The sequence below is a fragment of the Oharaeibacter diazotrophicus genome, from assembly GCF_004362745.1.
Taxonomy (GTDB): Bacteria; Pseudomonadota; Alphaproteobacteria; order Rhizobiales; family Pleomorphomonadaceae; genus Oharaeibacter; species Oharaeibacter diazotrophicus.
The window spans coordinates 715073-740970 of the sequence record NZ_SNXY01000006.1; the positions used below are offsets into that span (position 1 = coordinate 715073).

Here is a 25898-nt window from a genome sequence, read left to right on the forward strand (position 1 = left end):
CCCTGCTGCCGATTGGCGACAGCGCGCGGCATGAGCCCGACTGCCGACTGCCGACTGCCGAAGCCCTACTGCCCCCTACCCCCTACCCCGTCAGCGGATTCGCCTTCGCATACTCGACGATCCTCGCCAGCACGCCGCCGTCGCGCTCGGCCGGGATCGGCTCGCGGCCGAGGATCCAGCCGAACAGCTCGCGGTCGGGCACCTCCATCAGCGCCTCGAACTCGCCGAGTTCGGCCTCGGACAGCGCGGCGATCTCGGCGTCGGCGAAGCGGCCGAGCAGGAGGTCGAGCTCGCGGGTGCCGCGGTGCCAGGCGTGGTAGAGCGCCTTGCGGCGGCGGACGTCGAGGTCCTCCGAGGTGCGCGACAGCCCGTGGGACTGGATGGCCATGGAAAGCTCCGGTAAGACGCATCGCCGCCGGGCCGGATCGCCGGCCCGTCGGTGCGGGAGGATATGTAGCGTCCCCTCCCGGCGCTGTCAGGTGTCTTGTGGCGCGGCGGCGGTTCGGCGCAGCGGCTCGGGTCCCGGCCGGAGCACCCGGGCGGCCGCGCCTCGGACGGCACCGGGTCGGCACGACCGCGCCGCGACCTCGGACCGGACGCGCCGCCGCGGCGCCGCATCCGGCGGCACGGGATCGGCACGGATACGCCGGCGACAGGAGCGGGCCGCCCGGCGGGCCGGCGATGACGAGGCGCGCATGGGCGCGGGCACGAGGGGAACGAGGCGATGACGGACGGACCGACCATCCGGGTGATCCGCGGCGACGCCGCCGCCGAGCTGCGGCCGGCGATCGTCGCCCCGCTGATCGCCTTCAACCGCGAGACCTTCGGCCCGAGCGACCGCGAACTCTTCGCCGCCGTGCTCGAGGACCCCGCCACCGGCGAGACCGTCGGCGGCCTCTACGGCGAGGCCAGCTACGGCTGGACCTACGTCCAGCTCCTCGTCGTCCCCGCCGCCCAGCGCGGCCGCGACCTCGGCACCCGCCTGATCGCCGAAGCCGAAGCCTTCGCCCGCGCCCGCGGCAGCCGCGGCGTCTTCCTCGACACCTTCGAGTTCCAGGCCAGGGGGTTTTACGAGAAGCTGGGTTACGTGGTGTTCGGGGAGCTGGAAGGGGGAGAGGGAGCGGTGCGGCGGTTTTTTCTGAAGAAGGTGTTCTGAGGGGGCGGGTCAGTGGGAAGGCGGGGTGGAGGTGCGGGCGCGGGCGAGCTCGGCGTAGCGGTAGAAAGTGCTCGATGCCCCGCCGTCCGGATCGTGGATCGCGCCGTCCGGGTCGATGCGATACCTGATGGTCTCCGGGATCGGGCCTCCGGCTACGGTCGTCCCGAGGAGGACGAGTTCCTCCAAGCTGCATTCGGTAAAGACTTGCGCGGGAAGGACCGTCCGAAGGTTCGCGGCATACAGCGAACGCAGTGTCCGACAGCTTCCGAGCCAGCACGGATCGGCCACCGACGTGTTCGACAGGTCGATCGAGTGGAGCCGAGGGGCTCGGCGAAGGAAGGCGACGTCCTCGACGCCTGTGTTGGCAAGGTCCACGAACTGCAACCTCGAGAGGCTCGACAGCGGCCCGAGGTCCGTCACGCCGGTTCGACGCAGCCATAGGGACCGGAGCAGGGTGAGGCCGCTCAGCGGCCCGAGGTCCGAAACGCCCGTGCCGTCGAGACGGAGGGAAGTCAATTCGGTGAGGCCCGCCAGCGGGGCGAGGTCCGTGACACCCGTGTCGGCGAGATGGAGACTCCGCAACTTGGTCAGGCCCGACAGGGGCCGGAGGTCCGTTGCACCCGTGCGGTCGCAATGCAGGGACGACAGTTGCGCGAACCCGGCCAATGGGGCGAGATCCTTGACGGCGGTACCGTCCAGGTCGAGACTCTTCATCCCGACGTGTCCGGACACGGGCTCGAGGTCCGACACGCCCGTCCCGGAAAGACCGAGCCGCTGCAGTTCGGTGAGGCCCGACAGCGGAGCGAGGTCCGTGACGCCCGTGCCTTCGAGCTCGAGGCTCCGCAGCCGGCGAAGGCCGGACAGTGGAGCGAGATCCGTTGCACCCGTGCCCCCAAGGACGAGTTCCCTCAAGGTGGAGAGGCCCGACAGCGGAGCGAGGTCCGCGACGCGCGTGCTCCCGAGGTCCAGAGTCCGTAACGTCGTCGAGCCGGAAAGCAGGGCGAGATCCGTGAAGCTCGTGCCGTGCAGATCGAGATCTAGCAGCTGCGCGAGAGTGGACAGCGGGGCGAAGTCGGTGATTTCCGTTCCGTCGAGCCCGAGAGTCGCCAACCGGTTGAGGCCGGACAGCGGGGCGAGATCCCTGACGCCGGTCTCGCCGAGGTCGAGACGTTGCAAGTTGGCGAGTCCGGACAGCGGCGAAGGATCGGAGACACCCGTCCCGCGGAGGTCCAGATCCTCCAGGTGCGAGAGTGTCGCGAGCGGGGCGGGATCCACGACCTTCGTCTTGCAGAGATCGAGTATCTCGAGCCGGTCGAGGCCGGCCAGCGGCGCGAGATCGACGACGGCCGTCTCGCCCAAACGGAGGTTCCACAGCATTCGGAGGCCGGACAGGGGTTCCAGATCGGTCACGTCCGTGCAGGTAAGGTCGAGCTCTTCCAACCGAGTCAGACCGGCGAGCGGCGCAAGATCCCGGATGCCGGCCCCATCGGCGGAGAGATATCGGAGTCTGTGCAGCCCGGACAACGGTGCCAAGTCGACCACGCGGCGGGACGAGAAATCGAGCGTCTCCAGTTCGGAAAGGCCCGCCAACGGCCCGAGATCCTCGACGGGAGACAATCGCAAGTATAGTTTGCGCAGAGCGACAAGTCCCGCCAGCGGGCCGAGATCGGTGACATTGGTCGAGACCAGATCGAGGCACTCCAACACCCGCAACCCGGCCAGCGGTGCGACGTCGGCGACCGTCGTGCAGCCGAGATCGAGGCTGCGCAACGCGACGAGACCGGCCAGTGGCGCGATGTCCGCCAGTATCAGGCAGTCGAGTTCGAGAGACCGCAGCTGTACGAGCTCGGCCAGGGGCGCGAGATCGGCCACCGCGGTGGCGGTGAGATCGAGCGACCGGAGCGCGTGGAACTTCGCGATCCTCGCCAGATCGGAGAACGCCCGTTCGCGCGACAGGTCCAGGCTGGTCACGTGCGGGATCCAGTGCGTCGGCGGATCGATCCCGGCCAGGACCATGCGGCGCACTTCGTGCGAGTCGAAATCAGTCGGGATCATCCGTCCGCCGTCGTCCTAGCGCGCGTCGAGCTTCCGTTTCGGGTTCATCCGCCGCGCCCGACCCGCCTCCACGCTAGCGCACGACAACCGTCGGCACCAGCGCGGCCGTCTCCACACGCCGCAAGCCGGCGCTTTCTTCGCCCTCCCGCCGTGCTATCCCTCCCCCATGCGTCCCGCCCTGCTCAACCCGTTGTTCCTGCCCGTGTCCGCGCTCGCCGGCGTCGGGCCGAAGCTCGCGCCGAAGCTGACGCGGCTGGTGCGGCCGGGGGCGGAGCCGGGGCGGGAGGGGGTGGTGGCGGACCTGTTGTTCCACCTGCCGACCCAGGTGATCGACCGCTCGCGCGAGGCCTCGGTGGCCGGGGCGCCGGAGGGGGCGATCGTGACGCTGCGGCTGACCGTCGACCGCCACCGCCCGACGCCGGCGGGCGGCCGGGCGCCCTACCGCGTCATGGCCTTCGACGACACCGGCGAGATCGCCCTCTGCTTCTTCCACGCCGAGAAGGGCTGGCTCGAGAAGCTGCTGCCGGTGGGCGCCGAGCGGCTGGTGTCGGGGCGGGTGGAATGGTTCAACGGCGCGCCGCAGATGGTGCACCCGGATCACGTCGTGCCACCGGAGGAGGCAGTGAAGCTGCCGCGGATGGAGCCGGTCTATCCGCTCACCGAGGGCGTCTCGGGCAAGGTGCTGCGCAAGGCGGTCGACTCGGCGCTGGAGCGGCTGCCGGCGCTGCCGGAGTGGCAGGATCAGAGCGTGCTCGACGCGCGGCGCTGGGGTCCGTTCGCCGAGGCGATCGGTCGGGTGCACCGGCCGGAGAGCCCGGCGGATCTCGCCGACGACAGCCCCTTCCTCGCCCGCCTCGCCTACGACGAGCTGCTCGCCAACCAGCTCGCCCTCGGCCTCGTCCGCGCCTCGCTGCGCGTCGTCGCCGGCCGGGCGCGGGCGCCGGACGGCTCGATCCGGGCGCGACTGCGCGCCGCCCTGCCCTTCGCGCTCACCGGCTCGCAGGAGCGCGCGATCGCCGAGGTCGAGGCGGATCTCGTCAAGCCGCTTCGCATGGTGCGGCTGGTGCAGGGCGACGTCGGCTCCGGCAAGACCATGGTGGCGCTGTTCGCCGCCGCCGCGGCGATCGAGGCCGGCGGCCAGGCCGCCATCATGGCGCCGACCGAGCTGCTGGCGCGCCAGCACGCCCGCTCGATCGCGCCGCTGGCGGAGGCGGCGGGCCTCCGCCTCGCCGTCCTCACCGGCTCCGACCGCCAGAAGGTGCGGCGCGAGACACTGGCGGCGCTCGCCGCCGGCGAGGTCGACCTCGTCGTCGGCACCCACGCGGTATTCCAGGCCGGGGTCGAGTTCCGCGACCTCGCGCTCGCGGTGGTCGACGAGCAGCACCGCTTCGGCGTCCACCAGCGCCTCGCGCTGTCGGCCAAGGGCAGCCGCACCGACCTCCTGGTGATGACCGCGACGCCGATCCCGCGCACGCTGCAGCTCAGCTATTTCGGCGACATGGACGTCTCGCGCCTGACCGAGAAGCCGGCCGGGCGCAAGCCGATCGTCACCGTGGCGGTGCCGGCCGAGCGGATCGGCGAGGTGGTCGAGCGGATCGGCCGGCGGATCGCCGAGGAGGGCGCGCGGGCCTACTGGGTCTGCCCGCTGGTGGAGGAGAGCGAGGCGGTCGACCTCGCCGCCGCCGAGGAGCGCTTCGAGGATCTGCGCAAGTATTTCGGCGATCGCGTCGCCCTGGTCCACGGCCGCATGAAGGCCGCCGACAAGGACGCGGCGATGACGCGTTTCTCGTCCGGCGCGGCGTCGATCCTGGTGGCGACCACGGTGATCGAGGTCGGCGTCGACGTGCCCGCCGCCACCATCATGGTGATCGAGCACGCGGAGCGCTTCGGCCTCGCCCAGCTGCACCAGCTGCGCGGACGGGTCGGCCGCGGCGACGCGGCGTCGAGCTGCGTGCTGCTCTACAAGGGTCCGCTCGGCGAGACCGCCAAGGCCCGGCTCGCCATCCTGCGCGAGAGCGAGGACGGCTTCCGCATCGCCGAGGAGGACCTGCGCCTGCGCGGCGGCGGCGAACTGCTCGGCACCCGCCAGAGCGGCATGCCCGGCTTCCGCCTCGTCCGGCCGGAGATCCACGGCGCCCTCACCGAGATGGCCCGCGACGACGCCGCCCTGATCCTCGCCCGCGACCCCGAGCTGACCGGCCCGCGCGGCGAGGCGCTGCGCGTGCTGCTGCACTTGTTCGGGCGGGACGAGGCGGCGCGGCTGATCCGGGCGGGGTGAGCGCCTTCTCGGGCGAGGTGCGTTTCCCCCCAGCGTCGAGCCACCCCACCCCGGCGCTGCGCGCCGACCCTCCCCACGAGGGGGAGGGTAGAGCCATGGCCAGCGACGGTGGAACTCCTACCCTCCCCCTTGCGGGGAGGGTCGACGGCCGTAGGCCGGCGGGGTGGGGTCGCCTCCGCCCGTGAGGCCGCTGTTTCCGGGTGCCCGACGTGGAGAGATCGACGACGTCGCGCCGGTCGAAGCCACCCCACCCCGGCGCTCCGCGCCGACCCTCCCCACGAGGGGGAGGGTAAAGCTGTGGCACGCGCTCGCCATTTTACTACCCTCCCCCTTGTGGGGAGGGTCGACGGCCGTAGGCCGGCGGGGTGGGGTAGCGCCGACGTTCGAGTTGGCGGCGCTCTACGCCCCCCCTCAGCAGGCCGTCACGTTCACCGCCAGTCCGCCGAGGCTGGTCTCCTTGTACTTCGACTGCATGTCGAGACCGGTCTGGCGCATGGTCTCGATGACGGTGTCGAGCGAGACGATGTGCTCGCCGTCGCCGTTGAGGGCGAGCGAGGCGGCGTTGATGGCCTTGATGGCGCCGAAGGCGTTGCGCTCGATGCAGGGGATCTGGACGAGGCCGCCGACCGGGTCGCAGGTCATGCCGAGGTGGTGCTCGATGGCGATCTCGGCGGCGTTCTCGACCTGGGCGTTGGAGCCGCCGAGCGCGGCGGCGAGGCCCGCGGCGGCCATGGCGGCGGCCGAGCCGACCTCGCCCTGGCAGCCGACCTCGGCGCCGGAGATCGAGGCGTTGCGCTTGATCAGGCCGCCGATCGCGGTGGCGGCGAGGAAGAAACGGCGGATGCCGTCGCGGTCGGCGCCGGGGCAGAAGTCGCGGTAGTAGCGCAGCACCGCCGGCACGACGCCGGCCGCGCCGTTGGTGGGCGCGGTGACGACGCGGCCGCCGGCGGCGTTCTCCTCGTTGACCGCGATGGCGAAGCAGGAGACGTAGTCCATCACCTGATGCGGGGCGCGGTCGTTCTTCAGGCGCTTCTCCTCGATGCGCTCGAAGATCCGCTTGGCGCGGCGCTTGACCCTGAGCCCGCCGTCGAGTTCGCCGTCGAGCGTCAGGCCGCGGTCGATGCAGGCGAACATGGTGTCGGCGATCGTGTCGACGTCGGCGATCACCGCCGCGCGCGGGCGCTGCGCCGCCTCGTTGGCGAGCGTCAGCTCGGCCACCGACAGCCCGGCGGCGTCGGCCATGGCGAGCAGCTCGACGCCGCTGCGATAGGGGAACGGCACCGGCACCTTGGCGCCCTGCCCGCCGTCGTCGCCATCGCGCACCACGAAGCCGCCGCCGACCGAGAACCAGACCTCCTCGGCGAGGAGATCGCCGGCCGCGTCGTAGGCCGAGAAGCGCATGGCGTTGGGGTGGCGCTCGTAGGTGCGCTCGAGGTCGAACACCACGTCGCGGTCGGGATCGAAGGCGATCGTGCCGCCGCCGGCGCGCGCCAGCACCCGTTCGGCGCGGATGCGCGCCAGAACGGCCTCGGCGTGGTCGGGGTCGAGGCTGTCGGGGCGCAGGCCCGCGAGGCCGAGGATCATGGCCTTGTCGGTGGCGTGGCCCTTGCCGGTCCAGGCCAGCGAGCCGAAGGCGGTCGCGGTCAGGCGGTCGACCCGGGCCGAGGCGTCGGCGCCGAGACCGGAGACGAAGGAGAAGGCGGCGCGCATCGGGCCGATCGTGTGCGACGACGACGGGCCGATGCCGATCTTGAACAGGTCGCCGAACGCGACCGGAACCTCGCCGGCATGCAGCGGCGACAGGCGGTCCTCGTCGAGGTTGGCGGCGGGGGACGTGTGGGCGACCATGATGGGAAGGGCTCCGCGGCGCATCTCTCTGCCGGGGTCCGAGCCGGTGGCCGGACCGCTGGCATTGCCGGGATCCGCCCCGGCGTCGGCTTCGTCGCGCCCCATCTGTCCTCGTCGCCTGAGAGCGTTATCCCGTCGGCGGGAGACCGGGGACCGGTCTCCACTCTCCAGATGTCCTCCGCCCCGCGCGGTCCTTCTGCCTGACGAGTTTCCGGGGCGGTTGCTCCGTCGGCGCCCGGAGATCCGGGTCTCTCCCGCGCGGGAGGGCCGGTGCACCGGCCGATGTCGGGGATTATGCGGACACTCGCCCCCGATCCGCAAGGCCGGACAGGGCGAAGTCGTTGTCGGTTCGCGACATCCCGCCACGATGATCCGACCGGGGCCGGGGCCCGTAGAGACTTCACCTGTAACGGTTCCCCGGGCGTCGCCCCCACGGTGTTCATGAACGCGAGACCTTCCGACGTCACCGGACCCGCCCTCGTCTGGCTGCGCGACGACCTGCGCCTCGCCGACAATCCGGCGCTCGCCGCCGCGGCCGCCGGCGGACGGCCGGTGACCGTCGCCTACGTGCTCGACGACGCACCGGCACGCCGGCCGCTCGGCGGGGCCTGCCGCTGGTGGCTGCACCGGTCGCTCACCGCGCTCGCCGCCGATCTCGCCACCCGCGGCGTGCCTCTGGTGATCCGCCGCGGCGATCCGGCCGAAGTGGTGCCCGCTCTCGCCGCCGAGACCGGCGCCGCGCTGGTGACCTGGAACCGGCGCTACGAGATAGCCGCCCGCGAACTCGACGCGACCGTCAAGGCCGAACTGATCGGCCGCGGCGTCCGCGCGGAGAGCCACAACGGCCACCTGCTCGCCGAACCATGGACGGTGCGCACCAAGGCCGGCGAGTGGTTCCGGGTTTTCACGCCGTTCTGGAAGGCGACGCGCCTCCTGGTCGACGACGCACCCGGCCCGATCCCGGTGCCGGAGCGGATCGTCGCCGCGCCCGACGTGCCGTCGTTGGCGATCGCCGACCTCGGCCTCGCGCCACGTGCGCCCGACTGGTCCGGCGGCCTCGCCGCGACCTGGACGCCCGGCGAGGCCGGCGCGCGCGCTCGGCTGGCGGCCTTCCTCGACGGCCGCCTCGTCCGCTACGCCGCCGCGCGCGACTTCCCCGACGCGTCCGCGACGTCGGAGCTGTCGCCGCACCTGCGCTTCGGCGAGATCTCGATCCGCACCGTCTACGAGGCGAGCCGCCACCACGCGGCGGCGACCGGGATCGCGGAGCGGACGCTGGCGAAGTTCCAGGCCGAACTCGGCTGGCGAGAATTCTCCTATCACCTGCTCTACCACTTCCCCGACCTGCCGCGCCGCAACTTCCAGCCGCGCTTCGACGGCTTCCCGTGGCGCGAGCCGGATCCGAGCGCGATCGCGGCGTGGCGCCACGGCGAGACCGGCTATCCGGTGGTCGACGCCGGGATGCGCCAGCTGTGGACCACCGGCACCATGCACAACCGGGTGCGGATGATCGTGGCGTCCTTCCTGGTCAAGCACCTGCTTGTGGACTGGCGGATCGGGGAGGACTGGTTCTGGGACACGCTCTGCGACGCCGACCCCGCCAACAACGCCGCGGGGTGGCAGTGGGTGGCAGGCTCCGGTGCCGACGCGGCTCCGTATTTCCGCGTCTTCAACCCGGTGCTGCAGGGCGAGAAATTCGACCCCGACGGCCGCTACGTCCGCCGCTTCGTGCCCGAGCTCGCCGACCTGCCGTCCGCGGTCGTGCACCGGCCCTGGCAGTGCGACGGCGTGAAACCCGGCGGCCGCGGCCGGCGTAGCTACCCGGCGCCGATCGTCGACCACGCGGCGGCGCGCGAACGGGCGCTCGGTGCCTTCTCGTCGCTGAAGGCCGGCGCCTGAACGCTTAATTGGATTTCGCGAGGAATAACGACATGCGGATCGCCGTCATCGGCTCTGGCATCTCCGGCAACGCCGCAGCCTGGGCGCTGTCCGCCCGCCACGACGTGGTGCTCTACGAGAAAGCGCCGCGCGCCGGCGGACATTCGGCCACCGTCGACGTCGACTACGACGGTACCGTGGTTCCGGTCGACACAGGCTTCATCGTCTACAACGAGCTGAACTACCCCAACCTCGTGGCGTTGTTCCGCCACCTGGACGTCCCGACCGAGGCGAGCGACATGTCCTTCGCGGTGTCGGTCGGCGACGGCGGGCTCGAGTGGGCGGGCACCTCGCTGGCGAGCGTGTTCGCCCAGCCGGTCAACCTGTTCCGGCCGCGCTTCCTCGGCATGATCCGCGACATCCTGCGCTTCAACCGCGAATGCACCCTCGACCACGACGCCGGCCGACTCGACGGTCTCACCCTCGGTGCCTATCTCGAGCGCAAGGGTTTCGGCCGCGGCTTCCGCGACGACTACCTGGTGCCGATGGGCGCGGCGATCTGGTCGACGCCGGACGCCGAGATCCTGGAGTTCCCCGCCTCGAACTTCGTCCGCTTCTTCCGCAACCACCGCCTCGTCGACCGCGAGCGGCCGATCTGGCGCACCGTCTCGCGCGGCAGCCGCGAATACGTGGACCGGCTGCTCGCGCCCCTGAAGGCGCTCGGCAAGGTCCGCCTCGCGAGCCCGGTGGTGGCGGTGACGCGCGGGCGCACCCACGTCGAGGTCCGCACCGCCGACGGCGAGACCGACCGCTTCGACGAGGTCGTGTTCGCCGCCCACGCCGACCAGACCCTCGCCATGCTCGCCGACGCCTCGGCCGACGAGCGCGCCGTGCTCGGCGCTGTGCGCTACCTGCCGAACCGCGTCGTGCTCCACCGCGACACGGCGCTGATGCCGAAGCGGCGCAGCGTGTGGTCGTCGTGGAACTACCTGCGCGGCGAGCGCGACGACGGCCGCGCCCCGGTGTCGGTGACCTACTGGATGAACCGGCTGCAGAACATCGACCCGGCCCGGCCGCTGTTCGTCACCCTCAATCCCGTGCGCGAGCCCGACCCGGCGCTGGTGTTCGGCGAATGGAGCTACGACCACCCGCAGTTCGACGCCGCCGCCATCGCCGCCCAGCGCCGGCTGCCGGCGATCCAGGGCCGCCGGCGCAGCTGGTTCTGCGGCGCCTGGACCGGCTACGGCTTCCACGAGGACGGGCTCGTCTCGGGTCTCGCGGTCGCCGAGTCGCTCGGCGGCGCGATCCCCTGGCGGCCGCACACGCTCGCCGCGGCGCGCGTCGCGGAGGCGGCCGAATGAGCGTGCGGATCCCGACCACGGTCGCCGCCAACGGCGCGCCGCCGGCGACGGCCGTCACGCTCTACGAGGGCAGCGTGATGCACCAGCGGCTGAAGCCGCTCGCCCACCGCTTCACCTACCGGATCGCCAGCCTGCTGGTCGATCTCGACCGCCTCGCCGAGGCGGACGCGGCGAGCCGGCTGTTCTCCGTCGGCCGCTTCAACCTCTACGGCTTCGACCCGCGCGACCACGGGCCCCGCGACGGCGGCGACGTGCGCACCCACGTCGACGGCCTGCTCGCCGAGGCAGGTCTGGCGCGGCCGGCGCGGGTGCTGCTGCTCTGCCAGCCGCGCGTCCTCGGCTTCGTGTTCGACCCGCTGTCGGTCTATTTCGCCTACGACGACGCGGGCGCGCTGACGGCCCTGGTCTACGAGGTGCGCAACACCTTCGGCGAGCACCATTGCTACGTCGCGCCTGTCGCCGCCGGCGAATCCGACGCGGCCGGGGTGCGGCAGTCGCGCCGCAAGCGCTTCTTCGTCTCGCCGTTCATGGACATGGAACAGCGCTACGACTTCCGCGTCCTGCCGCCCGGCGAGGGCCTCAGGGTGCGCATCCTCGAGTGCGACCGCGACGGCCCGACGCTCGCCGCCACCTTCGCCGGACGGGCCGTGCCGCTCTCTTCAGCGGCGCTGGTCCGGCTGTTCGCCGCGATGCCGTTCCACACCCTGAAGGTCGTCGCCGGCATCCATTGGGAGGCGGCGCGATTGTGGCTCAAGGGCGCGCCGCTGTTCCGCCGCGGCCCCCGTCCGCTGCCGGCCAGCTACGGCGACGCCGCGCCCTGAACGGGGCCCGGACGCGACCGGCGGACTGGACAAAGCGGAAAGTTGCCGCAAAACTGACGCACCGACGACGAAATGCAGGCGCCGCAGGGACTTGTTCCGGATGTGAACGGTCCCCGAGGGGCGCTCGTGTGGGGGATTGTCCGGCGATGACGACGCTTACGCACCCGATCGTTCTCCATCCCGACACGCGCCATCTGCTGCGCGGATTGCCGGGCATGGTGCGCCGGGCCCTCGATCTGGTGGCTTCGCTGCGCTACGGCACGCTCGACGTGACACTGCCCGACGGCCGCGTCGTGCGCATCCCCGGCAAGGAGCCGGGGCCGCACGGCCAATTGGTGATGCACGACCACCGCTTCGTGCGCCGCGTCCTCGCCGCCGGCGACCTCGGCGTCGCCGAGAGCTTCATCGCCGGCGAGTGGTCGAGCCCGGACGTGACCAGCTTCATCGAGCTGTTCTGCGTCAACCACGAGGTGCTCACCAAGAAGGTCACCGGCAGCGCGCTGGTGCGCAACCTCCTGCGCCTGCGCCACTGGATGAACGAGAACACCCGGCGCAAGGCGCGCCGCAACATCGCCGCCCACTACGACCTCGGCAACGCCTTCTACGCCGAGTGGCTCGATGCGACGATGACCTATTCCTCGGCGCTGTTCGCGCCCGACGAGACGGATCTCGAAGCCGGCCAGACACGCAAGTACCGCCACCTCGCCGAGACCACCGGCATGCGCGCCGGCGACCGGGTGCTGGAGATCGGCTGCGGCTGGGGTGGCTTCGCCGAGTTCGCCGCCCGCGAGGTCGACTGCCGCGTCACCGGACTCACCATCAGCCGCGAGCAGTTCGACTTCACCCGCAAGCGCATCTTCGAGGCCGGCCTTGCCGAGAAGGTCGAGATCAAGCTGCAGGACTACCGCGACGAAACGGGCCTCTACGACCGCATCGCGTCGATCGAGATGTTCGAGGCGGTCGGCGAGAAATACTGGCCGGTGTATTTCCGCACCCTGCGCGACCGGCTGAAGCCGGGCGGTGCCGCCGGCGTCCAGGTCATCACCATCCAGGACCGGCTGTTCCCGACCTACAAGGCGACGCCGGACTTCATCCAGCGCTACGTCTTCCCCGGCGGCATGCTGCCCTGTCCGTCCGCGCTCGACCGCGTCAGCGCCGCCGAGGGCCTGCGCCGGGTCGACCAGACCATCTTCGGGCGCGACTACGCCCTCACCCTGGCGCTCTGGCGCGAGCGCTTCCGGGCCGCGTGGCCGCGTCTGCAGCCGATGGGCTTCGACGAGCGCTTCAAGCGGCTCTGGGAATACTACCTGCACTATTGCGAGGCCGGTTTCCGCGCCGGCAACATCGACGTCCGGCAGGTCGTCTACGCGCGGGACTGAGCGCTGGACGCGCGACGCCCCCGGCGCCCCGCGCCGGCCCCGGCGGTGCTCCCGAGCGGAAAAGGCGCCGCGCGCAGGTGACGGGGTGTTTGCGCGTTCCGGTTCGGCGGGTATCGATCACCCGTCCACGCCGAATCGAGCATGAACAGGGTGATGCACGAAGCCCCCTCGGAAACCGAGACACGCTCCGTCCGGGAGCGTCTGGCGGAGCGCGTCGCCCTCGGCGTCACGATCGCCGCCGTCGTGGCCTGCGCCCTTGTGTTCCTGATCCGCGCGGCAGAGACGTTCCACCACGGGCGCTACACCTTCACGAGCGGCCTCGAGGGCGCCGGGATCCTCGGTGTCCTGAAGACCTGCGCCGGCGAGAGCCTCTACGGCAATCTCGCCACCGATCCGAACGGATACATCTTCAATTTCCTATTCTACCTCGTCTACGGATCGGTGACGCGCCTTTCCGGCGCCTGCGACGTCGACGCGATCCTCCTCGCGCGCGGACTGTCCGGCCTGACCGCCCTCGCCGCGGCGGCGCTGGTCCTCTGGTACGCCCTGAGATCGAAGGTCTCCACCGCGACGGCGCTGCTGCTCGCGTCGGCGAGCGTCTCGCCGTTCATCGGCTGGTGGGCCTTCGCCATTCGCCCTGATATCGGCGGCTATTTCCTCGCCCTGGTCGCGGTCTTCGGGCTCGTCGTCGCGACCGAGCGCGGGAGCGCGACCCTGGCGGTGGGCGCGATCCTCGCGAGCGCGCTGTCCTACGGCTTCAAGCAGCCCAATCTCGTCCTCGTCGCGGCGACGACCGTGATCCTGATCGTCAACGCGCGCGGCGCGCGCATGCGGATCGCCGCGACGGCGACGGGCGCGGCCGTCGCAGGCCTGATCGTCGCCGCGAACACCGCTTGGCCGGACTACTACACGCAGGCCTTCGTCGTTCCCGCGAGCCACCAGCTTCGGCCGAGCGTCGGCATCGCCAATCTGACGGCCTTCGTCGCCAAGGCCCTGCCCTATCTCGTGCTGCTCGTCCTGACCGCCGTCCTGGCGCGCCGCGCATCCTGGGGCCGGCTCGAGATCTCGCTCGCCGGCGCGTTCCTCGGTTTCGTCGCGATCTTCGGCGTGGCGGCCTCCAAGGTCGGGGCGTCCGACAACTATTACTTCCCCGCCCTCGCCGTCTGCATCGCGCTGATCCCGTTGTTGTCGCGGCGACAGCCGGCACTCGCCGGCCATGTCGCCACCATGCTCTCCGCGGCCGTGCTGCTCGCGTCGAGCCTGCTCGTAGCCCTCGGCGGCGCCGGTCGAACGGGGCTGGATCCCCTCGACCAAGACGCGCGGCGACGGCTGATCCACGACATGGAGACGTCCGAGGCGCCGCGACTGATCATCGGAGAGCCCTGGGCGCTGCCGACCCATTCGGGCCCGGCCGACGTGCGTCTGCTCGACGACTACATGTACTTCCACGGCCTCTCCGAGCAGCCGGGCGCGATCGACATCGTCGATCTCGTGAAGAAGAACCGGTTCGGAACGATCTACACGATCGACCTGAAGCTCGTGGCCGGCGACGAGCCTGTCCTCCACGGCTACTGCCCGAAGGGCAAGATCGACATCCTGACGGTGATCGCGCGCGGGCCGTGCGACATCGACGTGCCCCGCTGAGACCGTGATCACATGCCCCGACCTACACGGATCGGTCGGCCCCGCGGAACGAGAAGTGCCGGTGGCCGAGGTAGCTGCCGACGATCGGGCTGGCGACGCCGACCGCGTGGGCGAGCGTATCGGCGTGCCACGTGACGGCGAGCGCGGGAAACAGCCACCGCGCGAGCCCGACCGAGACGATCCAGACCTGTGCGGCGGCGATCAGGTTCACCAGGGCGAACCGGGCGTACTGCCCGTGGACGCCGTCGCCGGCGTGGGCGAACACGAACCGTCGGGCCAGAACGAAGGCCGTCGTCATGCCGCAGAGATAGGCGAGCGGCACCGCGACCTCGAAGGACACGAAGCGGCCGAAGGCGATGCGGCAGAGCACGTTGACGCCGGCGGCCATGCCGCCCGTGAGGAGGAAGAGCAGGAAGCGCCGCCGCTCGTCCGTCATCGGCCGCTCCGTTCGGACGGGGCGTCGGCGACCGCTCGTGCCATCTGCCGCCCGAGCCGCACGCTCTCGGCGATGCCGCGATCCTCGGGATAGTAGAAGCAGGTGTCGGCGATCTGGAGGCCGGCGATCGGCGTCTCGACCGGCGGAATCGTCGCCGCGAAGCCCGGGGGACAGACCGGCTGGGCATGGTGCAGCCGGCCGACCTCGGCGGCGATCACGTCGCCCGCGCCGACGGCGCCGTTGATCCGCCGCAGGCAGTCGACGGCCTCCGCGACGAAGGCGGCGTCCGGGCGCGCCCACAGCGGGTGGGTCGGCGGCATGTAATAGGGCACGTAGACCACGGTCTCGGCCGTGGGCCGGAGGTTCGAGAACTCGATGACGCCCGCGATCGGCAGGTCCGGTACGACCACGTTGACCCAGAAGTGCGGCGAGACGGAGCGCTTCAGCTTCAGCACCACGCAGACAACGCCGATGTTCTCGATCGCCTCGTAGCGCGCCTTCCAAGCCGCCGGCAGATCCGGCACCAGCGCGGGAACCAGGGGCGTCGGCACCGTCGATATCACCGCGTCGGCGGGATGGAAACCGTGGCGCGTCTCCACGCCCTCGACGGCGGCGCCGTCGGTCACGACGCGCAGCGCCGGCTCGCCGAGCCTGATCTCGCCGCCCGCGGCCTCGATCGCCCGCGCCAGTGCGTCCACCAGGGTCTCGCTACCGTCTTCGACGTAGCCGAGTTCCTCCTGCATCGGGGAGCGGCGCGAGCGGCCGACGCGGCGGATCCGCGTCCAGATCCACGCCGCGGAGATGTCGTCGGCGCGGTCGTGGAACTTCAGGTCGAACAGGTTGCGCCAGAGCTTGTCGTAGACGGACGGGCCGCACCAGCGCTCGATCCAGCGCCGGGCGCTGTCGTGCTCCAGCGCCGGCCAGGTGTCGCGGCGTGTGCAGACCAGCGCCCACAGCCCGTAGCGCAGCTTTTCGATCGCCGTCAGGCCGGGAAAGCGCAACAACGCGAGCGGGTCGCCCCAGCGGTGCAGACGGCCGCCGGTGAAGTAGCCCATCGACGTCGCCCGCCACCGCATCCGGTCGGCGATCCCGAGTTCGGCCATGAGCTCGAAGGTCGGCCGGTCCGACTTGCAGACGAAGTGGTAGTAGCGCTCGATCGACAGGCCGGCGAGATCGAAATGCGCGGCCATGCCACCGGCCTTCGCCCCCGCCTCAAGCACAACGACGCGGTGGCCGAGTGTCGCGGCGTGGTGGGCGGCGGCCAGCCCCATCGCACCCGCCCCGATGACGACGACCCTGGCCACGGCGCTCAGAACTCCAATGCGATCTTGGAGTAGACCGGATGCCCGAAGGTCTCGCGCATCGCCTCCGGCAGCGGCGTCGCGCGGACGCCGAACAGGCCGGGCCAGTCGATCACCTCGAACACGTCGGGCGTCACGAGCGCCTTCAATTGCCGGGTGGTGAAAGGCGGATCGCGATCGACCAGCGCATAGGCCCTCAGCAGCGCGGCGAAGACGCCGTAGGGGATCCGCACGATCGGCGTTCGCAGGCCGGTGGCGGTGCGCAGCGCACGGATCAGGTCGATGTAGTCGATCCGCTCCAGGCCCGTGATGTCGTAGGCGGCGCCGGCAATGCGGCGCTCGAGGCAGGCGATCACGACGTCGCAGAAATCGCCGACGTAGAGCGGCTGGCGCAGGTAGCGGCCGTCGCCGGGCACGGGGAACACCGGGGCCTTCGCCATGAAGCGGGCGAGCCAGCCGAGATGCTTGCGGTCGAACCAGCCGAACATCAGCGTCGGACGCAGCACCACGGTGGGCAGGCCGGCGTCGAGGACGAGCTTCTCCTGCGCCTTCTTGGTCTCGGTGTAGAAGTCCACCGCGGCCGAGGCGACGACGGACGAGCTGACGTGGACGACATGGACCGCGCCGCGCCGGGCCACGGCTTCCAGCAGGCGAGCGGTCGCCGTGAGATTGTTGCGCTCGAACGGGTCCACGGTCAGACCGCCGATCTGGGCATGGCCGATCACGACCGCGTCCGCGCCGTCGAGGGCGTCCTCCCACGCGCCGCGCTCCGCGAGGTCGGCCTCGACGACGGCGACTGAGGGGTGGAGCCGGCGCAGGACCGCCGCGTTGGCCCGGTGCTTGTCGATGCCGACGATCCGCCAACCACCGCGCGCCTCGAGCCGCGTGATCAGGTTCTGGCCGAGGAGGCCGGCCGCACCGGTGACGACGACCTTGCGTGTCGGTTGTCCGGCCATGCCGTCAGAGCCTCGTCCGGTGGAACAGGGCGGCCGGCACGAGACGGACCGCCAGCATCACCCATCGCCAGAACCAGGGGGCGTAGACGACCACCGGCCCACGCGCCGCGCGGCTCGACGCGACGATGGCCGCAGCGATCGCCTCGGGCTTCGCCCAGAGCGGACCCTTGCGGGCGATGTGCGCGGTCATCGGCGTGTCGACGAAGCCGGGCTTGACCAGCACGGCACGGGCGCCCGAGCGCGCCAGCCGGTGGGCGATGCCCTGGACGAGGATGCCGAGCCCGCCCTTGGCGGCGCCATAGACGTAGTTGGAGGCGCGCCCGCGATCGCCCGCGACCGAGCCGACCACGACAAGAACGCCGCCTCCCCGGCGTTCCAGCACATTGGCGAGCGCGAGGCACCAGCCCGCCGCACTGGTGAAGTCGGTCTGCAGGATCCGCAGCGCCTCGGCCGGGTCCCGCTCGGCGCGGGCCTGCTCGCCGAGCACGCCATAGGCCAGCAGCGCGACGTCGATGCGGCCGTGCTCCGCGACGATCCGGTCGATCGTCGCCGCCGCGTCGACGGTGGCGAGGTCGGCCGCGACGGTGTCGACCCGCGCCCCGCGTACCCGAAGGTCCGCGGCGACCGCCTCAAGCCGTTCCGGATCGCGGGCGAGGAGCACGAGGTGCGCGCCCTCCGCCGCCCAGCGGCGCGCCGACGCCTCGGCGATCGCCGACAGGGCGCCGAGAATCACGATGGTCCGGCCGGGTGCCGCGTCGTTGCTCATGCCGATACCCTACGCCAGAAGTCCGAAGAGATTGCCGGGTCGAGATGGGCGACGAAGCGATCGAGCGCCGGGTAGCCCGCGCGCCACATCGCGGCGGGGATGCGACCGTCCTTGGCCGCGTAGAGCCGCCCCCCCGCCGCGCGCACGACGGCGTCGAGGCGCGCGAACAGCGCGGCCGTGCTCTCGCCGCGCTCGGGGAAGTCGAGCGCCAGCGTGGCGCCCGCGAGCGGGAACGACAGGAGGCCCGGCGAGGCGACGTCGCCGAAGGTCTTGAGCACGGCGAGGAAGGAGCCCTGCCCGCTGCGGGCGATCTCGGCGAGGAGGGCCGCGACGGCGTCCCTCATCGTCGCCGTCGGGACGGCGCATTGATACTGCCGAAAGCCGCGGGGCCCGTAGAGCCGGTTCCAGCCGCGCATGCCGTCGAGCGGGTGGAAGAACGCGCCGTAGTGCCGGCGGCGCGTTCCCGCCGCCAGGATCTGCGCCCGGCGATAGACCGCGTTGAACGCCCGGACCGTCGGGCCGTTCAGCAGCCGATCCGGCGCGTCGACCGGCAGGCCCGGCCACGCCCGGTGGTCGTGCGGCACGAGATCTCCGGTCGGGCACCAGTTCGCCCGCGAGAAGATGCCCCGACCGGCTTGCGGTCCGCGCGCGAGGCAGTCGATCCACGCCACGGTGTGCTCGTGGCTCGCGACCGACGCCGCGGCGAGGTCCCAGAACGCGTCGACGGTGCCGAACGGGATCGTCTCGACGTCGAGAAGGGCGGCGCCGATGCGCTGGAGGCGCAGTTCCACCCATTCCACGATGCCCGTCAGCCCGAGGCCGCCGACGGTCGCCGCGAACAGCTCGGGATCGCTCTCCGGCGACAGTTCCTTCCGCCCGCCGTCGCTGCGCAGCAGGCCGAGCCGCGTCACGTGGCGGCCGAAGGTGCCGGCGCGATGGTGGTTCTTGCCGTGGACGTCGTTGGCGACGGCGCCGCCGAGCGTCACGAAGCGCGTGCCGGGCGCGACGGGGACGAAGAACCCGCGCGGCACGGCGAACCGGAGCAGCGCGTCCAGCGACAGGCCGGCCTCCGCCCGGATCAGGCCGGTCTCCGGGTCGAAGGCGACGAGGCGGTCGAGGCGGTCCATCCGGACGAGGCCGCCGGCGGTGTCGAGGACGCTGTCGCCGTAGGACCGCATCAGCCCGACCGGCAGCGCGGTGCCGCCGGGCGGTGCCGCCAGGAGCGCCGGGAGATCCGAGCGGAAGGCGGGTGTCGCGACCCGCTGCGGCGCGCGCACCACACGCCCCCAGGACCGGACGTCGTCGCGGAGGTGGTAGCGCGCCGTCATCGGTCAGACCGGGATCACGGCCGCGGCGACGACCAGCCCCATGGCCGTGCCCAGCGCCAGACTGACGCGATCCTTGAGCGCGAAGGCGACGGGGTCGTCGCGCATGTTGCCGCGCTGGGCGACCAGCCAGACCCGCCCGAGGAACAGGAACAGGATCGCCGGCATCGCCCAGAGCAGTTCGGGGCGCGCGTAGAAGCCCTGCGGGAAGGCGTCCTCGACCAGGTACATCACGAAGATGAGCACAGCGCCCAGCATGGCCGCCAGCCCGATGCCGAGCGTCAGCGGTGCGTCGTCGGCCACGTAGCCGCGCCCGCCGGCGGCCTCGATGCCGTGGTCGGCGAGCCGAAGCACCTCCGTGTGGCGCTTGGCCATCGACAGCGACAGGAACAGGAACATCGAGAACACCATCAGCCAGGGCGAAGGCTGCACCCCGGTGAGGACGTTTCCGAAGCCGATCCGCACCGTGAACAGACCCGCGAGCACGAAGACGTCGAGGATCGGAACCCGCTTCAGGTAGAAGGAATAGGCGAGCGTCCCCGCGAGATAGAGAACCAGCACCGTCGCGGCCGCGGGGCCGGCGGCGACGGCGATGCCGAGCCCGACCACGAGCCCCCACAGCGCCATGGCGGCGCCCGCCCGGATCGGCAGGCCCCCGCTGGCCAGCGGCCGCCCGCGCTTCGACCAGTGCCGTCGATCGTGCGGCAGGTCCCAGAGGTCGTTGATCAGGTAGGACGCCGAGGCGCAGAAGCCCAGGGCGAGAAATCCGAGGGCGGCGGCCATCCACGCCGCGGGGTCGCCCGCCTTGCCGCTGAGGGCGAGCGGCACGAACACCAGCGCGTTCTTGGCCCACTGGTGGAGCCGCAACGCCCGTCGCAGCACGTGGAATCGGACGGGCTTGCGCGGAAAGACGGCGAGCACGTCGCAGGTGCGGGCGACCTCCTCGCGAACATCCGGGGTGGCGTCGACCACGACCGCACCCCTGCTCGCCGCCCAGACGGCGAGGTCGTCCCGCGAGCGCCCGGCGTAGACGAAGCCGTCCGGGAACAGCTTGGACAGACGCTCGGCCTTCGTCTGTCCCTTCGGGTCCGCGCCGCCGTCCGGCGCGTCGATCCGGTGCACGAAGGGAAAGCGCGCCGCGATCGCCTCCGCCACGGAGCGGTCGGCGGTGGTCGTCAGGACGATCCGCCGCCCCGCCCGCGCCTGTTCCTCGACGAAGCCCAGGAAGGCGGCGTTCACCGGCCAGTGGCGGACGTCGCACTGCGACAGCGACGCCAACCGTGTCCGTCCTGCCGCACGGCCGCACCACGCCGCCGCGAGCGCGCGCACGGCTGCGACCGGGCTTGCGCGAAAGGCGTCCAGCAGGGTCTCGTCGAAGGAGTCGGTGGCCAGGAGCGCGCCGTCCAGGTCGATCACCAGCGGTACGCGGGTGGACGCGTTCTCCGCTTCCTGGGTCGCCGACCGATCCATGCCGCCCCGCCACGTTGGCGCAGGCCGGATACTTCTCGATCGGAAGCGCAACATTTTCGGGAAGCCTGCCGCTGCTTTGTAAATCGACCGATCCGAAAATCAACCGTCGGGTGCCTCGAAACATGCGGCTCGACGAGTGCCCTGATCGAACGGGTCGACACGGCACCGCCCGCACCTCGCATGCCGGGCCGCCGAGCGCTCGGAGAGCGATGATCACAAGCAATTCGGTTGCATCGATACCGGGCGCGTATTAACCTTTCGTTCATTCTCCATCCACCGCGCACAGGGAGGCGTCGATGGATCGGTCGAGACTTTCATTCGTCGTTGTTTTTGCATGCCTTTCCTTGCCGGTTCGGGCGGCCGATACCACGGGGATCTATGGATTCTACGATCCGGCTACCGGTGTGTTCACTCCCGCGGCACCGGCGGTGGGCGAGGCCGGTGTCGACGCCGCCGCCGTCCGCGTCGTCCGCAAGGGGACGCTGGTGGTGAGCATCCAGCTCGACGCCAGGAAACTGCCGGCCGACCAGACCGTCGGCGCCACGGTATCGGCGACGGCCGCGGACGGCACCTACCGGAACCGTGTCTCCAACTTCGCCGCCGTGGTCCGCGACGGTGATCGCGCGAGCGTCGTGGTGACGATGCGCTACGCCTTCACCGTGGAGAGTGCGGCGACGCCGCTGATCGTGGACGTCACCCTGACGGCGAACCGCACACCCTACGGCGTCGCCGACCACACCCGCACGATCGCCCTGCCCGCCGACGGCGCGACCACCAGGGTCGCCTTCTCCAGCATCCTCTGACCGGAGGCGACACGATGCGATCGCTGCTCCCCGTCCTCGCCGCCGCCGCGACGCTCGTGGCCCCGCCGGTACCCGCCGCCACGGTGGAGATCGCCGGCACCTTCGAGGTCACCGTCGCGATCACCTACACCGACGCCGTGCCGGTGGGCGACAAGCTCTCGATCGGCATGTCGATCTACGGCGGGGCCTACGCGTCGCTGACGAGTTCCGTCACCAGGGCCGGCAAGACCGGCAAGGTCGTGCTGAAGCTGCCGGTGCGCTGGATCGTCGACGGCACTACCAAGACCACGCGCGTCGGCCTCTACCTCTCCCATTCCGGCGACGGCAGGAGCCAGACCGCCAACGCCACGCGCGAAATCGCGTTGCCGCGTGGCGGCGGCACCTCGAAGGCCACGATCGCCGTCACGCTCTGAGGATGCACCCGCGTCGACCCCGACGCCAATGCCCAGGACACGCGCCGGCCCCGAGATTCGGGCCGCGCCCGAGAACATGGGGGACCGGATCGATGCGTTTCGCAACCTTGCTGGCGGGCATCACCCTCGCCGCCGCCCTCCCCGCCGCTGCGGCCGAGCCGGTGGCCGGCCCTGCCGCCGCCGCCGCGGTGCAGGCGTCCGGTGTCTTCGCCGTAACCGCCGTGGTGTCGGTCAACGCCTCGATCCCGGACGGGACGACGCTGACCGGCGCCGCCACCGCCAATGTCGGCGATCCGAAGTTCTCCAACTATTCGTCGGTGTCGCTGACCGGCGTCGTCAAGAACCGCAAGGTCACCCTGACCGGGAAGGTCCCGTATCTCTGGGCGCTGTCGTCGCGCGGCGCGAACGTGACCGTGTCGGTCTCGGCCTACAGCTATCGGTTCGCCTCTGGCGACACGCTGAGCTACTCGACCTACGTCTACAAGTCGATCGCCCTGCCGAAGAACGGCGCGACCACCAAGGTAGCGCTGTTCGGTGCGATGTGAGCCGAGGGCGAGCGGGAAAGGACGGAGCGATGCGGAAACTCGCCGGATGCGCCTTGATGCTGGTGACGGCGCTTGCGCCGCCCTTCGCCGCCGGCCCCGCCGCGGCCGCCGATACGGCCCTGTTCAAGCCGGCCGAGGTGCCGCCCGTAGCCCCGCCGCCGGGCACGATCCCAGGCCATTTCGACCCCGCGACCGGCCTCTTCACGCCGCTCGCCCCCGGCCCCGTCACCGCGGCGGACGCGGAAGCGGAGGCGGCGACGACGGATGCCGCGGCGGCGGCCGCCGCGCCCTACGGGCCGCTCACCTACGAGCTGACGGTGCTGCTCGACGGCAACGGCCTCCTGAAGACCTTCGGCTCGATCAGCTACGTGCTGAGCGCCAACTATCCGGCGGCGAAGGTGGGCAGCCAGTCGCAGCAGGCGTCGGTCTCCTATACCGGCACGCTCGCCCTCGCCGGCTCGCCCGCCGGAAGCGGACCGGAGGCCGCCGCGGCGACGCGCAAGCTGGTGATCACGCTGCCCTGGCAGGTGCCGTCGTCGTCGACGGTGAAGTTCGTACCGGTGCTGAGCCTCTCCGGCCGCGACGCCGACAGCGTCAACCACAGCCTGACCGTGACCCTCCCCGCCGTCGCCGTCGGCGACGGGTCGGTGAAGAAGACGGTGACGGTCTCGTTCTGAGATGCCGACCCGTATGCTCTCGATGTCCGGCACTTAGCGGACATTCTTCACGTGATTTCCCGCGCGCCCTCAACGCCCCGTCAGGCGGGCCCAGCGGCGGACGAGATAGTTGTGCTCGTCCATGGTGGTGTTCCACACCGCGATCGAACTGGCGCGCTGCCAGTAGGAGCCGCCGGCGCGGACCGCGCCCTTGCGCACGACAGTCGCGCCGTCGGGGCCCGGCAGGTCGGTCGCGGCCGGTTCGCCCTCGTACCAATAGGCCCATTCGGCCGGAGTGAGATGGTTCCGCACCCGGCCGGGCACCGACATGTAGTAGCCCTGCCGCGCCACCACGGCGCCGGCGTGGCCTTCCAGCCACCAGTTCAGATAGTCGTAGGCGGCGTCGAGCATCCGGCCCGAGAGCCGGCTCGACAGGCAGAGGCCGCCGTGCCAGGCGCGGTAGCCCTCGTCCGGCACGGCCTCCTCCACCGGCACGCCGCGCCGGCGCAGTGCGGTGATCGCCGGCGACCACATCGACTGGATCGCGGTGCGGCCGTCCGCCATCATCTCGGCCGCCTCGGCGGCGGTACGCCAGAAGCCGTTGAAGTGGCCGGCCCTTCGGCGCGCCTCGATCAGGTCGACGAGACGGTCGATCTCGTCGGTGGTCATGTTGCCGATGTCGCGGAAGGTCATCTCGCCGCGGGCCTGGGCGGCCAGCGCCGCGTCGAAGATGCCGATCGCCGGTTCGTCGACCAGCGCGGCGCGGCCCTGCCAGCGCTCGTCGAGGAGCGCACCCCAAGAGACCGTCTCGCCCGGGTCCGGGCCGGCGAGGTCGGGCCGGTAGGCGAAACTGTCGAGGTTGTGCACCGTCGGCAGCATCGAGATCCAGCGCGACGGCAGGTCGCCGAGCGACTGGCTCGGCTGGACGTAGAGCTTGGTCACCGGCGCGTCGCCGTGGCCGAACGAGGCGTTCGGCCCGATCCGGCCGGTCTTGGTGAGGTCGGTCACCTCGCCCCAGAGGGGCACGCGGTCGAGGTCGATCGGCCGGATCGCTCGCCAGAACCAGACGATGTCCAGGTTGTGGAAGCACTGGTCGTAGACGTCGTAGGCGTCGGGGCTGGTCGCCGCCTTGCGCTGCGCCGACAGGAAGTCGAGATTCTCGAACACGATGTCGAGACCGAGGTCCGCCTCGGCCCGGCGCTGGATCTCCGGCAGCGCCGTGATCTCGGTGCCGAGCACCCGCAGCACCGGCCGCCCGGCGGCGTGGACCGCGGGCGCGTGGAGCGGGCTGGTCGGGACGTGCTCGTTCATCGTGGCGGGGCTTCCGTGGCCCGCGGGATCGCGCGCGGCCGCTGCGGCTCTACTGCGGTTGCGGGCGGGTGGCAACCTGTGGGGCATGATGGTTCAGGGCCGCACCGTCTCGGCGAGGTCGCAGCCGACGTAGGCCGCGAAGGAGCGGCGGACGAGGTCCGGATCGAGACCGTCGACGATGAACACCAGCCGCGAGGCGCGGTCCTCGCTCGGCCAGGCGCTCATGTGCACCGGCGTGTGGACGAGATGCAGGACGCCGTGGACCGCGACCGGGAGATCCTCGCCCTCCAGCGCCAGGATGCCCTTGACCCTCAGCACCCGTTCGCCGTGGCGGTTCAGCAGCATGGTCAGCCAGATCCCGAAGGCGGTCCAGTCGACCGGCCGGTCGACCACCATGGCGAAGCTGCGGATCCGCCCGAGATGGTCGTTGCGGTCGACCGCGCCGTGGGGATGGCCGTGATCGGCCGCCGCCGCGCCGTCGGCCGGCTCGGCACGGAAGGTCTCGGCGAACCACGCGCGGGCCGAGGCCGGCGCTCGGCCGGTCTCCAGGACGTCGCGGCCGAGCAGCGTCTCGGCGTCGGCCGTGCCGGCGACGACGAGGGCCGCGGACGGGTTGAGCCGGCGCAGCCGGTCGGAGAGACGGGCGACGCGGACCTCGTCGGAAAGGTCGGTCTTGGTCAGCACCAGCCGGTCGGCCGCGGTCGCCTGCCGGACGGATTCGTCGTGGCGCTCGATCTGGGCGAGGCCGTTGACCGCGTCGACGGTGGTGACGACGTTGCCGGGCCGGAAATGGTGGCGCAGCACCGGGTCGGCCTTCAGCGTCGACAGGATCGGGAACGGGTCGGCGAGGCCGGTGCTCTCGATCACGACGCGGTCGAAGGCCGGCACCTCGCCGCGCTCGCGCCGGCCGTGGAGGTCGCGCAGGGCCTGGGCGAGGTCGCCGCGGATGGTGCAGCAGACGCAACCGGACTTCAGCAGCACCGTGCCGCCGTCGACCCGGTCGATCAGGTGGTGGTCGAGGCCGACCTCGCCGAACTCGTTGATCAGCACGGCGGTGCGTGAAAGCGCCGGATCGCCGAGCAGGCGGGCGAGCAGCGTCGTCTTGCCGGAGCCGAGGAAGCCGGTCAGCAGGTTGACGGGGGTGAAGGCGGGGGCGTCGTCAGCCACGGCGCCGCTCCATCGCCGCCATCGCGGCGGGATCGAGCGGGTCGAGCGGCCGGCCGGCGAGGCGCTCGGCGGTCGGCCAGAGGTGGCCGAGGTCGTCGACGATCTCGGTCTTGCCGGTGCGGGTGGAGAGCAGGAACGACGCGCCCTGCCAGTCCGACAGCGTCAGGCCGAAGGGCCCCAGCGCCGCGTTGGCGAGGGCGACGCGGCGCATGCGCTCGCGCCGGCGGTCGATGCGGTCGCCGGTGCGCGTGTAGACGCCCGGCCGCGCCGCCGCGTCCGCCCAGTGCTCGTTGCCGCCGATCACGCCGCACAGGGAGCACATCGCCCCG

23 protein-coding genes and 1 riboswitch are annotated in these 25898 nt (G+C 71.6%); of the genes, 11 read left to right on the forward strand and 12 right to left on the reverse strand.

Translation table 11 applies throughout. The features are described from left to right. Positions 1-82: 82 nt before the first annotated feature. The gene (locus EDD54_RS03450; protein ID WP_126536556.1) at positions 83-388 is read right to left on the reverse strand and encodes an FAD assembly factor SdhE; all 306 of its coding nucleotides are present in this window, start codon (positions 386-388) and stop codon (positions 83-85) included. A gap of 336 nt (positions 389-724) precedes the next feature. On the opposite strand from EDD54_RS03450, the gene EDD54_RS03455 reads away from it, so the two are divergent. Continuing rightward, entirely contained in the window at positions 725-1156 is a 432-nt protein-coding gene (locus EDD54_RS03455; protein WP_126536554.1) for a GNAT family N-acetyltransferase, read from the forward strand. Positions 1157-1165: 9 nt separating this feature from the next. Here EDD54_RS03455 and EDD54_RS03460 read toward each other — a convergent pair whose 3' ends face one another. Then, positions 1166-3211, reverse strand: a complete 2046-nt coding sequence (locus tag EDD54_RS03460) for a leucine-rich repeat domain-containing protein (protein ID WP_126536552.1) — start codon at positions 3209-3211, stop codon at positions 1166-1168. Between the two features lie 166 nt (positions 3212-3377). On the opposite strand from EDD54_RS03460, the gene recG reads away from it, so the two are divergent. Beyond that, complete coding sequence (gene recG, locus EDD54_RS03465; RefSeq protein ID WP_126536550.1) at positions 3378-5489, forward strand: ATP-dependent DNA helicase RecG; 2112 nt, start codon at positions 3378-3380, stop codon at positions 5487-5489. A 411-nt stretch (positions 5490-5900) separates the two neighbouring features. On the opposite strand, the gene EDD54_RS03470 is transcribed toward recG, so the two are convergent. Continuing rightward, positions 5901-7337 (reverse strand): L-serine ammonia-lyase, encoded by a 1437-nt coding sequence (locus EDD54_RS03470; protein ID WP_126536548.1) that lies wholly within the window; start codon positions 7335-7337, stop codon positions 5901-5903. Positions 7338-7515: 178 nt separating this feature from the next. After that, positions 7516-7604, reverse strand: a riboswitch (glycine riboswitch). A gap of 174 nt (positions 7605-7778) precedes the next feature. On the opposite strand from EDD54_RS03470, the gene EDD54_RS03475 reads away from it, so the two are divergent. The 5 genes from EDD54_RS03475 (at position 7779) to EDD54_RS03495 (ending at position 14420) form a co-directional block, all read left to right on the forward strand. Next, entirely contained in the window at positions 7779-9236 is a 1458-nt protein-coding gene (locus EDD54_RS03475) for a cryptochrome/photolyase family protein (RefSeq protein ID WP_126536546.1), read from the forward strand. Between the two features lie 32 nt (positions 9237-9268). Continuing rightward, the gene (locus tag EDD54_RS03480) at positions 9269-10576 is read left to right on the forward strand and encodes an NAD(P)/FAD-dependent oxidoreductase (protein WP_126536544.1); all 1308 of its coding nucleotides are present in this window, start codon (positions 9269-9271) and stop codon (positions 10574-10576) included. Beyond that, positions 10573-11397, forward strand: coding sequence for a DUF1365 domain-containing protein (locus EDD54_RS03485; protein ID WP_126536542.1), 825 nt, complete (start codon positions 10573-10575; stop codon positions 11395-11397). Before EDD54_RS03480 ends, EDD54_RS03485 begins: the two co-directional genes overlap by 4 nt. Positions 11398-11543: 146 nt before the next feature. Next, positions 11544-12776 (forward strand): SAM-dependent methyltransferase, encoded by a 1233-nt coding sequence (locus EDD54_RS03490; RefSeq protein WP_126536540.1) that lies wholly within the window; start codon positions 11544-11546, stop codon positions 12774-12776. A 141-nt stretch (positions 12777-12917) separates the two neighbouring features. Continuing rightward, positions 12918-14420, forward strand: a complete 1503-nt coding sequence (locus tag EDD54_RS03495) for a hypothetical protein (RefSeq protein ID WP_126536538.1) — start codon at positions 12918-12920, stop codon at positions 14418-14420. 22 nt (positions 14421-14442) lie between these two features. Here EDD54_RS03495 and EDD54_RS03500 read toward each other — a convergent pair whose 3' ends face one another. The 6 genes from EDD54_RS03500 to EDD54_RS03525 are packed head-to-tail and all read right to left on the reverse strand — an operon-like array spanning position 14443 to position 20674. After that, complete coding sequence (locus tag EDD54_RS03500; RefSeq protein WP_126536536.1) at positions 14443-14856, reverse strand: GtrA family protein; 414 nt, start codon at positions 14854-14856, stop codon at positions 14443-14445. Then, the gene (locus tag EDD54_RS03505) at positions 14853-16160 is read right to left on the reverse strand and encodes an NAD(P)/FAD-dependent oxidoreductase (protein ID WP_126536534.1); all 1308 of its coding nucleotides are present in this window, start codon (positions 16158-16160) and stop codon (positions 14853-14855) included. Before EDD54_RS03505 ends, EDD54_RS03500 begins: the two co-directional genes overlap by 4 nt. 5 nt (positions 16161-16165) lie before the next feature. Beyond that, positions 16166-17113, reverse strand: coding sequence for an NAD-dependent epimerase/dehydratase family protein (locus EDD54_RS03510; RefSeq protein ID WP_126536532.1), 948 nt, complete (start codon positions 17111-17113; stop codon positions 16166-16168). 4 nt (positions 17114-17117) lie between these two features. Next, complete coding sequence (locus EDD54_RS03515) at positions 17118-17879, reverse strand: SDR family NAD(P)-dependent oxidoreductase (protein WP_126536530.1); 762 nt, start codon at positions 17877-17879, stop codon at positions 17118-17120. After that, positions 17876-19207 (reverse strand): FAD-binding oxidoreductase, encoded by a 1332-nt coding sequence (locus tag EDD54_RS03520; RefSeq protein WP_126536529.1) that lies wholly within the window; start codon positions 19205-19207, stop codon positions 17876-17878. Before EDD54_RS03520 ends, EDD54_RS03515 begins: the two co-directional genes overlap by 4 nt. Before the next feature lie 3 nt (positions 19208-19210). Next, positions 19211-20674 carry a UbiA family prenyltransferase gene (locus EDD54_RS03525; protein WP_165644314.1) on the reverse strand — a complete coding sequence of 488 codons (1464 nt, stop codon included), beginning with the start codon at positions 20672-20674 and terminating at the stop codon, positions 19211-19213. 404 nt (positions 20675-21078) lie between these two features. On the opposite strand from EDD54_RS03525, the gene EDD54_RS03530 reads away from it, so the two are divergent. The 4 genes from EDD54_RS03530 to EDD54_RS03545 all read left to right on the forward strand — a co-directional run bounded on the left by EDD54_RS03530 (position 21079) and on the right by EDD54_RS03545 (position 23112). Then, positions 21079-21477 (forward strand): hypothetical protein, encoded by a 399-nt coding sequence (locus tag EDD54_RS03530; protein WP_126536525.1) that lies wholly within the window; start codon positions 21079-21081, stop codon positions 21475-21477. 14 nt (positions 21478-21491) lie between these two features. After that, a complete protein-coding gene (locus EDD54_RS03535; RefSeq protein ID WP_126536523.1) occupies positions 21492-21890 on the forward strand; it encodes a hypothetical protein in 399 nt (132 codons plus the stop codon). 92 nt (positions 21891-21982) lie between these two features. Further along, complete coding sequence (locus tag EDD54_RS03540; protein ID WP_126536522.1) at positions 21983-22435, forward strand: hypothetical protein; 453 nt, start codon at positions 21983-21985, stop codon at positions 22433-22435. A gap of 29 nt (positions 22436-22464) precedes the next feature. Further along, the gene (locus EDD54_RS03545) at positions 22465-23112 is read left to right on the forward strand and encodes a hypothetical protein (RefSeq protein ID WP_126536520.1); all 648 of its coding nucleotides are present in this window, start codon (positions 22465-22467) and stop codon (positions 23110-23112) included. Between the two features lie 69 nt (positions 23113-23181). Here the strand turns inward: EDD54_RS03545 and EDD54_RS03550 are convergent, their stop codons facing one another. The 3 genes from EDD54_RS03550 to EDD54_RS03560 form a co-directional block, all read right to left on the reverse strand. Further along, complete coding sequence (locus EDD54_RS03550; RefSeq protein ID WP_126536518.1) at positions 23182-24402, reverse strand: ABC transporter substrate-binding protein; 1221 nt, start codon at positions 24400-24402, stop codon at positions 23182-23184. A 93-nt stretch (positions 24403-24495) separates the two neighbouring features. Beyond that, a complete protein-coding gene (locus EDD54_RS03555; RefSeq protein ID WP_126536516.1) occupies positions 24496-25569 on the reverse strand; it encodes a CobW family GTP-binding protein in 1074 nt (357 codons plus the stop codon). After that, on the reverse strand, positions 25562-25891 hold the full coding sequence (locus EDD54_RS03560) for a hypothetical protein (protein ID WP_126536514.1): 330 nt from the start codon (positions 25889-25891) through the stop codon (positions 25562-25564). Before EDD54_RS03560 ends, EDD54_RS03555 begins: the two co-directional genes overlap by 8 nt. Between the last annotated feature and the right edge of the window lie 7 nt (positions 25892-25898).

Coding starts and splice junctions, on each gene's coding strand:
- EDD54_RS03450 (WP_126536556.1), bottom strand. CDS start 388: ATGGCCATCCAGTCCCACGGGCTGTCGCGCACCTCGGAGGACCTCGAC.
- EDD54_RS03455 (WP_126536554.1), top strand. CDS start 725: ATGACGGACGGACCGACCATCCGGGTGATCCGCGGCGACGCCGCCGCC.
- EDD54_RS03460 (WP_126536552.1), bottom strand. CDS start 3,211: ATGATCCCGACTGATTTCGACTCGCACGAAGTGCGCCGCATGGTCCTG.
- recG (WP_126536550.1), top strand. CDS start 3,378: ATGCGTCCCGCCCTGCTCAACCCGTTGTTCCTGCCCGTGTCCGCGCTC.
- EDD54_RS03470 (WP_126536548.1), bottom strand. CDS start 7,337: ATGGTCGCCCACACGTCCCCCGCCGCCAACCTCGACGAGGACCGCCTG.
- EDD54_RS03475 (WP_126536546.1), top strand. CDS start 7,779: ATGAACGCGAGACCTTCCGACGTCACCGGACCCGCCCTCGTCTGGCTG.
- EDD54_RS03480 (WP_126536544.1), top strand. CDS start 9,269: ATGCGGATCGCCGTCATCGGCTCTGGCATCTCCGGCAACGCCGCAGCC.
- EDD54_RS03485 (WP_126536542.1), top strand. CDS start 10,573: ATGAGCGTGCGGATCCCGACCACGGTCGCCGCCAACGGCGCGCCGCCG.
- EDD54_RS03490 (WP_126536540.1), top strand. CDS start 11,544: ATGACGACGCTTACGCACCCGATCGTTCTCCATCCCGACACGCGCCAT.
- EDD54_RS03495 (WP_126536538.1), top strand. CDS start 12,918: ATGAACAGGGTGATGCACGAAGCCCCCTCGGAAACCGAGACACGCTCC.
- EDD54_RS03500 (WP_126536536.1), bottom strand. CDS start 14,856: ATGACGGACGAGCGGCGGCGCTTCCTGCTCTTCCTCCTCACGGGCGGC.
- EDD54_RS03510 (WP_126536532.1), bottom strand. CDS start 17,113: ATGGCCGGACAACCGACACGCAAGGTCGTCGTCACCGGTGCGGCCGGC.
- EDD54_RS03515 (WP_126536530.1), bottom strand. CDS start 17,879: ATGAGCAACGACGCGGCACCCGGCCGGACCATCGTGATTCTCGGCGCC.
- EDD54_RS03520 (WP_126536529.1), bottom strand. CDS start 19,207: ATGACGGCGCGCTACCACCTCCGCGACGACGTCCGGTCCTGGGGGCGT.
- EDD54_RS03525 (WP_165644314.1), bottom strand. CDS start 20,674: ATGGATCGGTCGGCGACCCAGGAAGCGGAGAACGCGTCCACCCGCGTA.
- EDD54_RS03535 (WP_126536523.1), top strand. CDS start 21,492: ATGCGATCGCTGCTCCCCGTCCTCGCCGCCGCCGCGACGCTCGTGGCC.
- EDD54_RS03540 (WP_126536522.1), top strand. CDS start 21,983: ATGCGTTTCGCAACCTTGCTGGCGGGCATCACCCTCGCCGCCGCCCTC.
- EDD54_RS03545 (WP_126536520.1), top strand. CDS start 22,465: ATGCGGAAACTCGCCGGATGCGCCTTGATGCTGGTGACGGCGCTTGCG.
- EDD54_RS03550 (WP_126536518.1), bottom strand. CDS start 24,402: ATGAACGAGCACGTCCCGACCAGCCCGCTCCACGCGCCCGCGGTCCAC.
- EDD54_RS03560 (WP_126536514.1), bottom strand. CDS start 25,891: ATGTGCTCCCTGTGCGGCGTGATCGGCGGCAACGAGCACTGGGCGGAC.